At 60.9% G+C, this 15194-nt stretch carries 12 protein-coding genes; 11 read left to right on the top strand and 1 reads right to left on the bottom strand.

All coding sequences use genetic code 11. The annotated features are described in order from the left end of the window. Positions 1-10 precede the first annotated feature (10 nt). The 11 genes from FAZ95_RS35680 (at position 11) to FAZ95_RS35630 (ending at position 13122) form a co-directional block, all read left to right on the top strand. Positions 11-880, top strand: a complete 870-nt coding sequence (locus FAZ95_RS35680) for a branched-chain amino acid ABC transporter permease (protein ID WP_137337071.1) — start codon at positions 11-13, stop codon at positions 878-880. 2 nt (positions 881-882) lie between these two features. Further along, positions 883-2901, top strand: a complete 2019-nt coding sequence (locus FAZ95_RS35675; RefSeq protein ID WP_137337765.1) for a branched-chain amino acid ABC transporter ATP-binding protein/permease — start codon at positions 883-885, stop codon at positions 2899-2901. Further along, positions 2895-3614 carry an ABC transporter ATP-binding protein gene (locus FAZ95_RS35670; RefSeq protein ID WP_137337070.1) on the top strand — a complete coding sequence of 240 codons (720 nt, stop codon included), beginning with the start codon at positions 2895-2897 and terminating at the stop codon, positions 3612-3614. Before FAZ95_RS35675 ends, FAZ95_RS35670 begins: the two co-directional genes overlap by 7 nt. 24 nt (positions 3615-3638) lie before the next feature. Next, positions 3639-3968, top strand: coding sequence for a DUF1330 domain-containing protein (locus FAZ95_RS35665; RefSeq protein ID WP_137337069.1), 330 nt, complete (start codon positions 3639-3641; stop codon positions 3966-3968). Positions 3969-3989: 21 nt separating this feature from the next. Next, the gene (locus FAZ95_RS35660) at positions 3990-5639 is read left to right on the top strand and encodes a GMC family oxidoreductase (protein WP_137337764.1); all 1650 of its coding nucleotides are present in this window, start codon (positions 3990-3992) and stop codon (positions 5637-5639) included. An 82-nt stretch (positions 5640-5721) separates the two neighbouring features. Next, complete coding sequence (locus FAZ95_RS35655) at positions 5722-5958, top strand: hypothetical protein (protein WP_137337068.1); 237 nt, start codon at positions 5722-5724, stop codon at positions 5956-5958. Between the two features lie 43 nt (positions 5959-6001). Then, on the top strand, positions 6002-7624 hold the full coding sequence (locus tag FAZ95_RS40605) for a methyl-accepting chemotaxis protein (RefSeq protein WP_175425843.1): 1623 nt from the start codon (positions 6002-6004) through the stop codon (positions 7622-7624). Between the two features lie 287 nt (positions 7625-7911). Then, positions 7912-8226, top strand: coding sequence for a DUF4148 domain-containing protein (locus FAZ95_RS35645; protein WP_137337762.1), 315 nt, complete (start codon positions 7912-7914; stop codon positions 8224-8226). 376 nt (positions 8227-8602) lie between these two features. After that, a complete protein-coding gene (locus tag FAZ95_RS35640) occupies positions 8603-9511 on the top strand; it encodes a LysR family transcriptional regulator (RefSeq protein WP_137337067.1) in 909 nt (302 codons plus the stop codon). Positions 9512-9576: 65 nt separating this feature from the next. Next, on the top strand, positions 9577-11517 hold the full coding sequence (locus FAZ95_RS35635; RefSeq protein ID WP_137337066.1) for an aconitase family protein: 1941 nt from the start codon (positions 9577-9579) through the stop codon (positions 11515-11517). Positions 11518-11643: 126 nt separating this feature from the next. Next, the gene (locus tag FAZ95_RS35630) at positions 11644-13122 is read left to right on the top strand and encodes an MFS transporter (protein ID WP_437437802.1); all 1479 of its coding nucleotides are present in this window, start codon (positions 11644-11646) and stop codon (positions 13120-13122) included. Between the two features lie 219 nt (positions 13123-13341). Here FAZ95_RS35630 and FAZ95_RS35625 read toward each other — a convergent pair whose 3' ends face one another. Beyond that, entirely contained in the window at positions 13342-14676 is a 1335-nt protein-coding gene (locus FAZ95_RS35625; RefSeq protein WP_137337064.1) for an NHL repeat-containing protein, read from the bottom strand. Positions 14677-15194 lie beyond the last annotated feature (518 nt).

The following is a 15194-nucleotide window of genomic DNA, read 5'->3' as shown; positions in this document are numbered from 1 at the left end:
GAGCGCGCTCATGAACGTCCTGCTGCAAATCTTGTTTAGCGGCTGCGCCGTCGGGATGATCTATGCGGTTGTCGCCTTCGGATACCAACTGACCTTTGCAACTTCGGAGACACTGAATTTTGGACATGGCGAAGCGCTGGCCGTTGGTGCGCTGGTCGGGTTTTCCGTGGTTGGGCACGTCAACTACTGGTTGATGATTCCGGTCGTTCTGGTATTCGGTGCGCTGTTCGGCGTCGTCGTCGAACGGCTTGCCGTGCAGCCGGCGCTAAAGAGAAAGTCCGAGGGCTGGATCATGTCGACGATCGCGCTTGGCATCATCGTCAGGAACGTGGCCGAGAACATCTGGGGCAAGGAGAACGTCAAGTTCCCTTCTCCGGTGCCGGAGATGCCGTTGCAGCTCGGCGGGGCGAATCTGCTGCCCATGGAGATCGTCGTGGTCGTCGGCGCACTCGCCATGATGCTCGCGATCGAGCTCTTCAACCGCAAGTCGATCTTCGGAAAGGCCGTGGTGGCCACCGCCGTCGATCGCGGCGCAGCGGGCCTGATGGGCATCAATACCGGTCTCGTCATCACCTTCTCATACGCGCTGTCCTGCGCGACCGCGGCATTCGCCGGTGTGCTGGTGGCGCCCCTGACGCTGGCCGGCGCGGGAATGGGCGCGTCGCTGGGACTGAAGGCTTTTGCTGTAGCGATTATCGGCGGGTTGACCTCCGGTGTGGGCGCCATCGTGGGCGGCCTCATCCTCGGAATCGCGGAGACGGCCACGGGCTACTACGTCTCCACGGGGTACAAGGACGTCCCTGGGCTCGTTCTGCTGCTCGTCGTTCTGGCAGTTAAGCCCGCAGGCCTTTTTGGCAAGACGATCGTCAAGAAGGTGTGAACATGGACTGCATTAGGAAACTTCCAGTTGCAGCCTTGGTGATCGTGTTGGCGGCGTTCCCTTGGCTTGTGCAAAACCCTTACTACGTTCATCAGCTGACGGTGATCGGCATCTATGCGATCTTGCTCTTCGGACTGGATATCGTGGTCGGCTATACCGGAGAGATATCCCTCGGTCACGCGGGACTATTCGGTGTCGGCGCATACAGCACCGGTCTGTTGCTCGCGAAGGCCGGGCTTCCGTTTTGGACAGTGCTGCCGGCCTCGATGGCGATCACCGCGTTTATCGGCAGCTTGCTTGCGGTGCCCGCGCTGAGAGTGACAGGGCCCTATCTTGCGATGGTCACCTTGGCTTTCGGGACCATCGTGGGCATTTTGCTCAACGAGATGGACTTTCTGACCAACGGGCCCGAAGGGCTGCAGGTGCTCAAGCCGGTCGTGTTCGGGCACCAGGTGACTGGAGTCGATTTCTATTACTTCACGCTGATCGTGGTCGCACTGACGCTCGTTGGCGTGTCGCGTCTGCTCGAATCGCACATTGGCCGTGCCTTTGTCGCGCTTCGGGGAAGTCCGGTCGCCTCCAATTGCATGGGCGTTTCCGTGCTTCGCTTCAAGGTGCTCGCCTTTGTCGCCAGCGCAGCGTTGGCCGGGCTCGCGGGTGGCATGTACGCGTTTTCCGAGGAATATATCGCGCCGAATACGTTCAACTTCGAACTCGCGACGCTGTTTCTGCTTGGCATCACGCTGGGCGGCCGTAGAACGCGCTCGGGAGCGATTGTCGGCGCTGCCGTGGTGGTCGGCTTGCCTGGCCTGTTATCGGACGTCACGTTGTTTCGGGACATCACGATCGTCATTGCAGCGACCGTGGCGCTGTATTCAACCTCGGCCCTGGCGCGCGGGAAAATAAAGGCGAAGCAATTGGCCGTTCCGTTCGTGGCTGTCGGGGCATTTCTCGTCTTCGCCTTCACGCTGAACGACATTTCCCAGCAACGTCTCACGATCTTTGGCTTGCTGATTCTCGGCGTGGTCTATTACCTTCCGGACGGAATCATGGGTTATGTCTTGCAGGCGATGGGAGGCCGACGTCGTGCAACGCCGAGTGTCAAGACGGCGGAATCATTGTCTGGTGTGCGTCACGCATTCCGGCCAGTGCGCAAGAGAACAGCGGGGCAGCCGCTGCTCGAAGCCAAGGGCATCGTTATGCAGTTTGGCGGGCTGAAGGCATTGGATGGGTTGGATCTTGACGTTGCCAGCGGCATTGTCCACGGGCTGATCGGTCCGAACGGTTCGGGCAAGAGCACGATGATGAACGTGCTCAGCGGCGTCTACGCGCCGAGTGCAGGCACCGTGCGTTTCCACGGCGATGCGATAGCAGGCAGGCATCCATCGGCTATCGCGCTCGCGGGGATTGCCCGCACGTTTCAAAACGTGCAGCTTTTCGGCGACATGACAAGTGTCGAGAACGTGCTCGTCGGCCTGCATCACACATTTCGTTCGTCGTTGCTGGATGTCGTTTTCAACACACGCCGCTACCGTGTCGAAGCTCGCGAGGCCCAGCAGCATGCGGTCGCCCTGCTGGAATTCGTCGGGCTGCACGATGTGGCTCGGGAGAGCGCATCTAACTTGCCATACGGACGCATGCGTCTCCTTGAGATCGCGCGTGCGCTCGCGCTCGGCCCGGACCTGCTGCTTCTGGATGAGCCGGCCGCCGGTGTACCGCCTGCGGCACTGCCGGATCTCGTAGCGATCATTCGCAAGATTCGCGAGCACGGCATTTCGGTCGTTCTTATCGAGCACCACATGGACGTCGTCATGAGCATCTGCGATCGCGTGACCGTAATGGATTTCGGCCACAAGATCGCCGAGGGTGACGGAGCGGAAGTCCGGCGCGATCCCAAGGTCATCGCTGCTTATCTGGGTTCGGAGGGCATGCAGGAAACGTCCCGTGATGCTTCCTCAGCTACGCATACGCAGGAAGGTGAAGCCCCCGTCGGGAACGTACGTCGGGAGGCGTCATGCTGAACGTTGAAGGCCTGAGCGCGGGATATGGGCCGACGGAAGTCCTGCACGGCATCTCGTTCGAGGTGCCGAAGGGAAAGATAGTGAGCCTTATCGGCTCGAACGGCGCCGGCAAATCAACGACGATGCGCGCCGTGTCAGGCATGCTCCGGCCGAAGGCCGGGGCCGTTCTGCTCGATGGTGTCGACGTGACCGGATGGGACTCGTATCGCGTCGCTCGCCGCGGTCTCGCGCATTCTCCAGAGGGGCGGCGCGTGTTCCCAACGCTAAGCGTTGTCGACAACCTGAAGCTTGGAGCGTTTTGCCGGTTTGCCGGGTGCCGAACCAAAGGCGATATCGCAGGCGATCTGGAACGCGCGATGGATCTCTTTCCCCGCCTGAAGGAACGGCGCGCCCAACTCGCCGGCACGCTGTCGGGCGGCGAGCAGCAGATGCTCGCGATGGCGCGAGCGGTCATGCTCAATCCCGAGGTCATGTTGCTCGACGAACCGTCCATGGGGCTCGCGCCCATTCTCGTGGACGAAGTATTTCGCATCATCGAACGGCTCAAGGCCCAGGGCATCACGATGCTGCTCGTCGAGCAGTTTGCTGCCGCCGCGCTCGAAGTCTCTGACTATGCCTACGTCCTGGAGAGCGGACGCATTGCGCTTCACGGACCTACGGATGAAATGAAAACTAACCCAGCGGTCCGCTCTGCGTATCTCGGTGGGCACTGAACAACCAGACCATGAGGTTTCTCAATGGAAATGTCGAAGGGCTACATCTTCGCCGAGCTCGATATCAAGGATTCGGAGCGGTTCTATTCCGAATATATGCCTCGGGTGCGGCCCATTCTCGAACAATACGGGGCCACGTTCCTGATTGCAGGCGGGGATCCGGCAGTCGTGGAGGGCGACAGAAACGTCAAGCGTGTCGTGCTCCTCGAATTCGAAACGCCGCAGCGTGCGAAGGATTTCTATTTTTCCGATGCCTATCAGGAGATCATCGGCTACCGCTTCGAGTCGGCGGGCTGCCACCTGTATTTTCTGGCGGGCGTGGGCCCTGATCGTCTGGCGCACCGTGCGTCTTGAAGCGAGGTTGTCGTGACCAACATGACTTATGACTATGTGATCGTCGGCGCGGGATCTGCCGGATGTGTGCTTGCCAATCGTCTTTCGAAGGATCCGCGCAACAAGGTGCTGTTGCTCGAGGCGGGGGGCGAAGATCGGAATGTCTGGATTAAGGTGCCAGCCGGTGTACCTCGCGTGATCGCTAACCCGAAGCTGACTTGGGGCTACACCTCGGATGAAGAGCCCGGGTTGAACAACCGCAAGATCATTTGGCCGCGCGGCAAGACGCTCGGCGGCAGTAGTGCGATCAACGGGCACGTCTACATGCGGGGAACGGCAGCCGACTACGATGCGTGGAGAGAGCTGGGCAATCCGGGGTGGGGGTGGGATGATGTGCTGCCCTATTTCAAGCGCAGCGAATGCCACTTCCTCGGTGCGAGCGAATTGCATGGCGACAGCGGAGAACTGCACGTCTCGCCGCTTTATGAACCGCATCCCGCGTCGAAAGCTTTCGTCGAGGCGGCGGAGCGCGTGGGTATTCCGAGGAACAATGACTTCAATGGGATCACGCAGGAGGGGGTGGGCTATCTTCAGTTCACCATTCATCAAGGAGAGCGGAATTCCGCTGCCGCCGCGTTTCTGCGCCCGGTGCGCAATAGACCGAACCTGACCGTTCAGACCGATGCGCTGGCCGAATGCATCGTGCTCGAGGGCAAGCGGGCCACTGGCGTGAAATACGCAGTCGGCGGCGTCTCGCGGCAGGCGACGGCGAGACAGGTGATCGTTTCGGCGGGCGCTGTCAACACGCCGCAATTGCTGATGCTTTCGGGAATCGGGCCCGCAGAAGAACTGCTTTCGCTGGGGATATCGGTCAAGCATGCGTCGCCCGGCGTCGGCAGCAATCTTCAGGATCATATCTACGCGCATTGCTTGGCAAGCGTCGATCCCTCGTTCTCGATCAACAAAATGATCGCGAGCAATTGGCGAATGATCCCCGACGTGCTTCGGTATCTGGCGTTTCGGCGTGGATTGCTTACGTCAGCCGCCGCGCAGGTCGGATTGTTCGTTCGGTCCGGACCGCATACCAGCGTGCCAGATCTGCAGGTGCAGATGCGGCCGTTCAGCATGATCAGCAAGGGTGGCATGTACAAGGCCGAAAGCGCGCCCGCGGTGACAGCGTCCTGTACGTTGCTCAGGCCTTATTCGACAGGTTTCGTCTCGCTTCGATCGCGGGATCCCAAGGTGGCACCGACAATGGTCGCGAACTATCTGACCGACAGCCGCGATATGCAGCCGCTGATCGAAGGCATTCGCATCATCCGTGGGATTTTCGCGCAAACGCCGTTCCGTGAGGGCTTTGAGGGCGAGTTGTTGCCCGGTACCCGATATCAAACCGACGAGCAGCTCGCAGAGTACCTGCGCGCAAATGCGCAGTCGATGTATCACCCGGTAGGCACCTGCAAGATGGGCAATGACCGCGACGCCGTGGTCGATCACACGCTCCGTGTACGAGGCATTGACGGGCTGAGGGTTGTCGATGCGTCCGTCATGCCGCGCATTCCATCGGGCAACACCAATGCTCCGACGATCATGATTGCGGAGAAGGCGGCGGAGATGATCCTGGCGGACGCGCGTGCCTCTTATTCTGGAATCCCGGGGCAAGCACGAGGGACGAGTAAGGCCGGGAGCTAGCCAACACCTCGCGATATGCGGACGACCATTTGAGTCTGAAAACAGTCGTTACACCGACGACGATCGCGTTTGAGAGGAAAGCATGTCTGTATTCAACCTGGGCCTTGTTGCATCGATATCCGACGACGATCGAGCCCTCCTCGTGGAGGCGCTCGATTTGCTGTTGCGCGAGCGAACCGGCGCACACCGTTTATCGCGTGAAATCGCGATGTCACGTGGCGAGCGAGAGCCGGACGTTTGCGAGTTTGGCATGGTCGATATTTTGCGGCTGAGCCGGAAAATTGCAGAGGGCATGCCAGAAGCCGATCGGAACCGTTAATAGAATCTTCGCACCGGAAATACTCAAGGCATGGGACCTGACTATGAATAAACTCACTCAACTCTCTGTAAAGGCACGCATCTTGATACTGATCATCGCGTCTCTTGTCGGATTGATGGTGTTGAGCGGATCGGCCCTTGTTCGAGTCAAGCAAAGAGTCATCGATGGGCGTGAAGATAAGTTGCATAGCGTCGTCGATCTGGGCGTCGGCATCATCAATCGTCAGTATCAGCTTGCGCAATCCGGAAAGCAATCAGAGGCTGATGCTAAGCGAGCCGCGCTTGAGGAGCTCAATTCCTTACCTTATAGCCGCAACGGCGCCTTTTTTGCCTACGATCAGAATGGGATCCAGATCTTGGCACCGGAGTATCCACAGTTAGTGGGAAAGGATCTGTCAAATCTAAAAGACTGGCAGGGCATGATGATCGTTCAAGAGATGATGGCGATTGCGCGACGCGGCGGTGGATTGACCCATTTCTGGTATCCCAAGCCTAACGAGCAAGTGGCAAAAGAGAAATTGACTTACTCTGCGCAATTTTCTCCTTGGGGATGGGTGCTGGTAGCGGGAATGTACATCGATGACGTCGATGCAGACCTCTACTCGGACATCCTAAAACTTGGGGGCGAGGCCGCCGCCTTGCTGGTTGTTCTTCTTGTGGTGGGTTGGCAGATCACGAGCAGCATCATGAGGACGCTTGGCGGCGAGCCAGCCTATGCTGCAAAGGTGGCTTCGCTCCTAGCCCGCGGGGATCTGACTGGTGATGTGAAACTGATGCATCGGGATCGCTCGAGCTTGCTCTATGCTCTCGATGCAACCGTTAAAAATCTGGCAGCGACAGTACGGAAAATCCAGATTGCAAGTTCGTCTGTTGCCAGTGCATCTCAAGAAATAGCGGCTGGAAACAGCGACCTCTCCGCCAGGACGGAGGAGCAGGCAGCGTCACTGGAAGAGACCGCTTCGAGCATGACCCAGTTGACGGAAACTGTGAAGCAGAATGCCGATAACGCGCGCCAGGCAAATTCGCTGGCGATGCGAGCAGCAGAGATGGCCGACGTCGGCAATGACGCAGTGCAAAGCATGGTCGGCACCATTGAGGAAATCAGTGGCAGCTCCAGCAAGATTTCGGAGATCACCGGCACGATCGAAGGCATTGCTTTCCAAACAAACATTCTCGCGTTGAACGCAGCAGTCGAGGCTGCACGCGCCGGAGAACAGGGGCGTGGCTTCGCGGTCGTTGCGAGCGAAGTGCGCAGCCTTGCGCAGCGCTCTGCGGCCGCGGCCAAGGAGATCAAGCAGTTGATCGGCACGTCGGTCGAGATGATTCAGGACGGCGCGAAGCAGGCAACGGAAGTTGGCGCGACCATGGGGGAGGTGAGACAGGCGATTAAGCAGGTTTCGGACATCGTCGGCGAGATCGCGGCAGCATCCGAAGAACAAAGTCGCGGCATTGAACAGGTCAACCAGGCCGTGTCACAGATGGACGAGGTGACTCAGCAGAATGCTGCACTCGTCGAGCAGGCCGCAGCGGCTGCACGCGCGCTCGAAGATCAAGCGCAGAGTCTGAAAGATGCAGCATCGGTATTCAGACTGGCTGAGCTGCCGCCCCACAGAGAAGCGGATCGAGCGAACTTCCACATAACCAAGAACCAAGGGCTTTTAGCATGAGTGAGATATGTGCATCCCCTTGCGGATCTCCGTCAGATCAGTCGGTGTAAGTCGCATAGATGAACTCACGCGTATTGCACTGCTGCATTTTCTGACATCATGGATTTCACCGGTAAAACTTGATGGAACCGGCGATTTCAATGCAGTACGGATTAGTCTCAATCACTTTAACGATCTATTATTGGCATGCGTATTTATTGGCGGCGGCCTCGCTCATAAACTGTGTTTTCTGGTTGCATAACAGACGTTCCAGCGCAACCCAACAAACCGTTCCTGAGGTCATTGCCATGAAATCACTTGCTACAGCTGTCGTTATTACCGCGCTGATAGGTGCTCCGTTAGCCGCTTTTGCTCAGCAGAATCAACCCGTGACACGCGCGCAGGTTCGCGAAGAACTCGTGCAGTTGCATAATGCTGGTTATAGCTCGCTGGATGACCGTAATAGCTATCCGACCCACATCCAGGCCGCGCTAGCCCGCATCGCCGCGCAAAACACGGGAGCTGACCAGCAAAGCGCCTACGGTGGCGTATCGAACGGTGTTTCGCAAGTCGGTTCGCGCGGCGATGTCGGTAGCAAGGACGTCATCTACTCACATCGTTGAGCGGTAGTTGTACGTGAGGAGCGCCTCGTATAGACGCGCTGACTGAATCGTTTGTATCGGGCCGAGTCCTGTATTGCGCAGGGCTCGGCCTTTTTGCATCTGAACGTATTGCGCGCTCCTATCGAGCCGCGCGTGTGGCGCGACAAGAGGCCCAATGCGCGGAATAATTGTGTCGTCGGCGCAGGTGGTCTCTGCAAGTTCGGGCGGCAAGGCAGCCAAGCCCCAGTCCGGCCAAATCAGATCATCGGCCTAGCCACCATTCGAGCCGGGGCACTTCATAGCGCGCGTAAAGCACAAACGTGTGATGCTGCAACGCACGGAAGTGCCCGACCGGACGATGTTGCATAATTTCGCGTTCAGCCCGGGGACATTTCCCATGGAAAACCTGTTGAGGAAGCTCGACCTGACATCGTTGCGGCTGTTCGTGGCCGTCTGCCAGGAGAAGAACATCGCGCGCGCAGCGGAGCGCGAGTTTATTGCGCCGTCGGCGGTCAGCCGGCGAATCGCTGAAATCGAGGCCGTGATCGGCCTGCCGGTGATCCAGCGACAGTCGCGCGGGATCGCGATCACCGCGGTCGGCGAAACGGTCCTGAGGCATGCGCAGGCCATCATCGCAAACGTCGAGGCGCTTAGCGCCGATCTGTCGCAATTCTTCTCCGGCGCGAAGGGCAGCGTTCGAGTGGTCGCGAACCTGTCCTCCATCGTGCAGTTCTTGCCTGAGGATGTCGCCGCCTTCCAGCGGCTCTTTCCTGCCGTGCAGATCGATCTCGAAGAACAGCACAGCGCGGACGTCCTGGGCGCAATCGAAGAGCGCCGAGCGGACTTCGGGATCTGCAATGCCATCGCGGGCATCGAGGCATTCGAGTCCCTTCCGTACCGGAACGACCGGCTGTCGGTGATCGTCCCGCGCGGGCACCGGCTGGCGGCCGCTGCACAGGTTCGGTTTGCCGACCTCCTGCCCGAGAGCTTCGTCGGCTTGCGCGGCGAAAGTACGCTCTCGAAGATGCTCGCCGCCGAGGCGACGAAGACCGGCCATACGCTCGACGTGAGGATCCGCGTCGGAAGCCTCGACGCACTGTGCCGGATGGTGCATGCCGGGCTTGGCATCGCCGTGGTGCCGGAGCAGGTGGGGCAGCTGTATGTGAATGCGCTCGACGTGAATCTGCTGCCGCTCGCGGAGCCCTGGGCAGCGCGCAGGCTCGTCGTCCTGTTCCGCGCGCGCGAGGAACTCAGTGCGAGCGCGGCGGCGCTGGTGAACTTCCTCGTGCCGAATCGAGACGGCTGACGTGCCAAGACGTCACTTCGGGGCACGCGGCACGGCCGCTATATTCGTGACCAGGAGGAGACGCCATGGAAGATTCGTTTCGACTGACCGGCCGCGTGCTGTATCTCTCGCAGGACTCCGGCTGCATCGACGCGCAACTGGCCGGCCGCGCGGTCTTGCTGGCCGACGCCGCACCGCTGAGGGACAACGTATCGACAGACGAAATCACACCCGTGACGGTGATGCTGACCTACGACGAACGTCTGGGACAGTTTCCGTATGTCGGCTTCAAAGCCGGCGAGCGGATGCCGATCGGCCGTGACGCGATCCGCAACGGCGGCTTTCAGGTCACGGTGGCCGGCAAGCGCTACGGAAAAGGTTCGTCGCGTGAATCGAGCCCGCTCGCGGAGCTCTCCGCCGGCATCGAGCTGATCGTCGCCGAGAGCTTCGAGCGGATCTACCAGCAGAACTGCGACAACATCGGCATCCTGACGACCACCGATTTCACCGTGCTCGACCGTCTTCTCGCCGGAGAGGCAGTGCCGATCGAAGCGTTCCTCGAGGGCCGCGATGCGCTGACGCAGCGCATCATCCGCAGCGGCGGCCTGCTCGCCTACAGTCAGTTCGCAGACTGGCCTGCTCCGGGCGAAACGCTTGGTGATCAAACGGCCCCGCCGTGCACGCTGGTAGAGAAGATCATTGCGCGACACCTGCATCCGGGCGCCGGGGCAGCGGCGCGCGGCGACGGTGTGTTCATCGCCGCCGACTGGCGGTTCAGCCACGACTACTTCACCGGCATGTGCGCGCACCTGATGCACCGCGCGTTCGGCAAGCCGGCTCCGCTAGTTGCACCCGATCACATCGTCGCGTTCCAGGACCATCTGGTGCTGGCTGCACAAAGCGTTCCTCACGTGCGTGACGGGCTGCTGCCCGGTGTGGCCAACCTGACGCAGGGGCACACGACCTTCGCGCGCGAATACGCGGTGCGCGCGCATGGCGAACTGAATGGCGAGCCCGGCTCGGAGGGCATCTGTCACGCGCTGATGGCGGAGAAGTACGCACTGCCGGGCCAGGTCGTCGTCGGGACCGACTCGCACACGCCTCATTCGGGCGCGCTCGGTTGCCTCGCGTTCGGCGCGGGTGCGACCGACATTGCCAACAGCTGGGTGACGGGCTACGTGCGCTGCAAGGTGCCGCACACACTGCGCATCGAAGTGAGCGGCAGGCTGCGCGCGGGCGTCACCGCCAAGGATCTCGTGCTGCATTTGCTGCAGATGGAGCGGATCCGGTCCGGCGGCGCGATCGGCCTCGTGTTCGAATATGGCGGTGCGGCCGTGCGCGAGCTGTCGATCGACGAACGCGCGACGCTCACCAACATGGTCGCAGAGCTCGGAGGCTTCACCGGCATCGTCGAGCCGGATGAGACGACAGTCGCATTCCTCAAGGCACGGCGCGGGATCGATTTCGTCATCGAGCCGTGGATGAAAAGCGACCCGGGCGCCGTCTATCACGACGTCATTCATATCGACGCGAATGAGATCGAGCCCATGCTCGCGCGTCCGGGCGATCCGGGAAACGGCGTGGCGGCCGGCGCGCTGGAGCAGGAGGTAAGAGTCAATCTAGCCTACGGCGGTTCATGCACGGCCGGAAAGCGCGCCGACTTCGACTTCTATCACGAAGTGCTGCGCTGGGGGCTCGACCACGGGCGGCGCGTCTCACCGCATACCAGACTGTTCCTCCAGTTCGGCACGCTTGCCGTGCGCGACTACTGCGAGGCGCGCGGCTATCTGCCGACTTTCGAGCAAGCCGGCGTGACCCTGGTGATGCCTGGCTGCGGCTCCTGCGCGAACTGCGGCCCCGGCCAATCGACCACCGCCGATGACGTGACGATCAGCGCGATCAACCGCAACTTCCCGGGGCGTTCCGGGCCGGGCGACGTCTGGCTCGCAAGTCCGTACACCGTGGCCGCGAGCGCACTGGCCGGCCGCATCACGACGTTCGAAGCGCTCCAGCGCGAGGCCCGATGAACATGTCTGCATGACTGTGATTTCCCGCATCCGGCGGCATAAGCACCCAATCAGATGAAGGCCGACACGATAAAGCGTCAACTCTGATCGACAAAGGAGACATTGATGACACCGTCCGACAAGGCGATCGCATCGCCTGACGCTGTCGCACGCGCTGCTTCAGCGCATGCGGCCGATCCGCGCCACGTGAATGGCTCGGCGGGTTGCGGTCCGCAGAGCGCGGCATCGGACGCGTTGAGCGCCGGCAGCATCTCGGCGCGGCTCGACAGGCTTCCCGCGACGCGCACGATATGGAAGCAGGTGGCGCTGCTCAGCCTCGGATTCTTCTTCGAACTATACGACCTGCTTTACACGGGCTACGTCGCGCCTGGTCTCGTCAGGAGCGGCCTGCTGACCCCGACGACGCACGGCCTCTTCGGCACGACAGGAATCGCGAGTTTCATCGCGGCGCTTTTCGCGGGACTGTTCGTCGGCACGATTGCATGCGGTTTCCTCGCGGACCGGTTCGGCCGGCGGGCGATCTTCACCTGGTCGCTGCTGTGGTACGTCGCCGCAAACGTCGTCATGGCGTTCCAGCATTCAGCGGCCGGGCTTAACACATGGCGCTTCCTTGCGGGCGTCGGCATCGGTGTTGAGCTCGTGACAATCGGCACCTACATTTCCGAGCTGGTGCCCAAGCACATTCGCGGCCGCGCGTTCGCCTGTGAACAGGCCGTCGGGTTCACCGCCGTGCCGGTGGTCGCTTTCCTTTCCTGGTGGCTGGTGCCGCGTGCGCCGTTCGGCATCGACGGCTGGCGCTGGGTGGTGCTGACCGGCGCGCACGGCGCGGTGTTTGTCTGGTGGATTCGCCGGCACTTGCCGGAGAGCCCGCGCTGGCTCGCGCAAAAGGGGCGGCTCGAAGAGGCCGATCGCGTGATGACGAAGCTCGAGCGGGCCGTCGAGGCCGAGTGCGGCAAGCCGCTGCCGCGGCCCGCCATGGCGCAACCGGTGCCGGTGCATGGGCGCTTTGCCGATATGTGGGTGCCGCCGTATCGGCGTCGCACGATTATGCTGATCGTCTTCAACGTGTTTCAGACCATCGGCTACTTCGGCTTCGCGAACTGGGTGCCGACGCTCCTCATCAAGCAGGGCATTACGGTCACGACCAGCCTGATGTACTCGAGCATCATTGCCGTTGCAGCGCCGCTCGGACCGATGATCGGGCTGTATATTGGCGATCGTTTCGAACGAAAGTCGGTGATCGTTGCAATGGCCGGCGTCAATGTCGCTTGCGGACTGTGGTTCAGCCAGGCGGCGAGCACTGTTCTGCTGGTCTCGCTCGGCGTGTGCCTGACCCTCGCGGGCAACATCATTTCCTATAGCTACCACGCGTACCAGACCGAGCTGTTCCCCACGAGCATACGCGCTCGCGCGGTCGGATTCGTGTATTCGTGGAGCCGCTTTTCGGCGATTTTCACGGCGTTCATCATCGCGGGCGTGCTAAGGGACTTCGGCGTGACAGGCGTCTTTGTTTTCATTGCGTCGGCGATGGCGATTGTCATGATCGCGATCGGCACGTTGGGCCCAAGAACGCGTGATGTCGCGCTCGAAGAAATTTCACAATAGCGGCGTGTAATCCTTTACGAACCGCGGTCACTGCCCGGTGACCGGTCCGGAACGCCACGAACCGGCGCTTTTGATGCTCATGCGGTATCGAGCGAGTCCAACGATGCCGGCTAGCGAGCGACGGATACGGCGGCCACGAAGGCCGCCGGTCACGTCGCAGGGTCCCAGGAGCAGCAAGCCGAAGCGCGCTTCCACGGGTGCGGTATCCGCGGATCCCGTTTACGGCGCGGGCGTGATTACACGGATCTCGTTGTTGTTAGCATCGCCGACGTAGACGAAGCCGTTTGATCTAGCCGCTACGCCGAACGGAAGGTTAAACGACGCGGCGGTACCCGTGCCGTCAGCCGAGCCAGCCGTGGTGGAACCCGCCAGCGTACTAACCACTCCCGCCGGTGTGATCTTGCGGATTTCGTTGTTGTCGCCGTCGGCAACGTAGAGGTTGCCGCTCGCGTCGAGCGCCACGTCGTAGGGATGATTGAACGACGCGGCGCTGCCGGTGCCGTCGGCCGAACCGCTCGTCGTGCTGCCGGCCAATGTGCTCACCACCCCCGCCGGCGTGATCTTGCGGATTTCGTTGTTGAAGGTATCGGCCACGTAGACGTTGCCGCTCGCGTCGAGCGCCACGCCGTACGGATTCTTGAACGACGCGGCGCTGCCGGTGCCGTCGGTCGAGCCGCTCGTCGTGCTGCCGGCCAGTGTGCTCACCACCCCTGCCGGCGTGATCTTGCGGATTTCGTTGTTGAAGGCATCGGCCACGTAGACGTTGCCGCTCGTGTCGACCGCGACGCCACTCGGCCAGTTAAACGACGCAGCGGTGCCCGTGCCGTTGGCCGAGCCAGCCGTAGTGGAACCCGCCAGTGTGCTGACCACCCCCGCCGGCGTGATCACGCGGATTTCGTTGTTGAATCGATCGCCCACGTAGACGTTGCCACTCGCGTCGACAGCTACGCCTTCTGGTTTGTTGAACGTCGCGGCGGCGCCGGCGCCGTTGGCCGAGCCGGTCACCCCGGCGGTGCCGGCCAGGATGCTCACTACGCCCCCCGGTGTGATCTTGCGGATCACGCTGTTGCCCCAATCGCCCACGTAGATGTTGCCGCTTGCGTCGAGCGCCAGGTGAGTCGGAGCGTTGAACGAAGCAGCGGTGCCCGTGCCGTTGGTAGAGCCGGACGTAGTAGAGCCGGCCCACGTCACCACGAGCGCCGAAGGGAAAGCGCATGAAATCGCCACATTCGTCACGTTGGCCGTGGCGGTGCCGCTCCCGTTGGTCACCGAGCAGTTTTGCCACAGCGGCTGCGTGCCCACTGTCACGGCATAAGCGTTGTTGGTCGCAACGGGCGTGGCGAAGCTAAAGGAGCCGTTGGCCGTCAGCGTCAGCGTGTCAGTCCCGTTGTCGAGCAGTTTGATCGACAGACCGCTGTCGAGACCAGAAAGGGTGCCTCTGATCGTGTGGCTGGTGGCTTCTTGTGAATCGCCGTTCCCGCCGCAGGCGGCGAGGAACAGGCTCAGCGAGGCAATGGCCGTCCGGCGCAGGCGGCTAGCTGCAAGTCGTTTCATCTTTTTTTCTCGAGGAGTGTTCTTAGGTTTGTTACCGAGCAAAGCCGAATTCTTTTTGCAATTACCACCACTTTTGCTCGAAGTCTCGGTGCTCAGATCGCTTTGCGACCCGACGTTCGCCGGCGCGGCTGCCAGCGATGGTGCCGATCCGGACGAACCCCTTTTAATGGGTGCTTGGCTGTTAATAACGGCAAGCATTCCAAAGGATTTAGAGTTTTCGGTAAGAAGCCGTGCCCTGTCGGTTCACCCCTGACGTGATTTGACTAGTTTGAAGCGACTTTTCGTGTAGAGGGAAACGTTTGCGTGCTTGCGATAACAGCTGTTAAGCGCGATTCAATTATTCTCCTAGACGTCAATGACCGTCCGTCACGTCCCGCGATTCTAGGGAACGGGCGACACGAGACCCTGTTGGAACGGCTTGCATCGTTTCGAGTCTTGTACGCGCAAATGAAGCCGCTTTTTGGCGCGTCTCAAGTTCGTCGGTGCTGAGGGCGTTTTTTGACAATTTCAGCTCAAAG

Origin of the sequence: Trinickia violacea, assembly GCF_005280735.1 — a bacterium.
GTDB lineage: Bacteria > Pseudomonadota > Gammaproteobacteria > Burkholderiales > Burkholderiaceae > Trinickia_A > Trinickia_A violacea.
This window is presented reverse-complemented; position numbering and strand designations above follow the sequence as displayed.

Bases quoted from the DNA above. Each gene is read 5' to 3' on its own strand.
- FAZ95_RS35660 (WP_137337764.1), top strand. From the start codon at position 3,990: ATGACTTATGACTATGTGATCGTCGGCGCGGGATCTGCCGGATGTGTG.
- FAZ95_RS35640 (WP_137337067.1), top strand. From the start codon at position 8,603: ATGGAAAACCTGTTGAGGAAGCTCGACCTGACATCGTTGCGGCTGTTC.
- FAZ95_RS35675 (WP_137337765.1), top strand. From the start codon at position 883: ATGGACTGCATTAGGAAACTTCCAGTTGCAGCCTTGGTGATCGTGTTG.
- FAZ95_RS35635 (WP_137337066.1), top strand. From the start codon at position 9,577: ATGGAAGATTCGTTTCGACTGACCGGCCGCGTGCTGTATCTCTCGCAG.
- FAZ95_RS35665 (WP_137337069.1), top strand. From the start codon at position 3,639: ATGGAAATGTCGAAGGGCTACATCTTCGCCGAGCTCGATATCAAGGAT.
- FAZ95_RS35645 (WP_137337762.1), top strand. From the start codon at position 7,912: ATGAAATCACTTGCTACAGCTGTCGTTATTACCGCGCTGATAGGTGCT.
- FAZ95_RS35670 (WP_137337070.1), top strand. From the start codon at position 2,895: ATGCTGAACGTTGAAGGCCTGAGCGCGGGATATGGGCCGACGGAAGTC.
- FAZ95_RS35655 (WP_137337068.1), top strand. From the start codon at position 5,722: ATGTCTGTATTCAACCTGGGCCTTGTTGCATCGATATCCGACGACGAT.
- FAZ95_RS35680 (WP_137337071.1), top strand. From the start codon at position 11: ATGAACGTCCTGCTGCAAATCTTGTTTAGCGGCTGCGCCGTCGGGATG.
- FAZ95_RS40605 (WP_175425843.1), top strand. From the start codon at position 6,002: ATGAATAAACTCACTCAACTCTCTGTAAAGGCACGCATCTTGATACTG.
- FAZ95_RS35625 (WP_137337064.1), bottom strand. From the start codon at position 14,676: ATGAAACGACTTGCAGCTAGCCGCCTGCGCCGGACGGCCATTGCCTCG.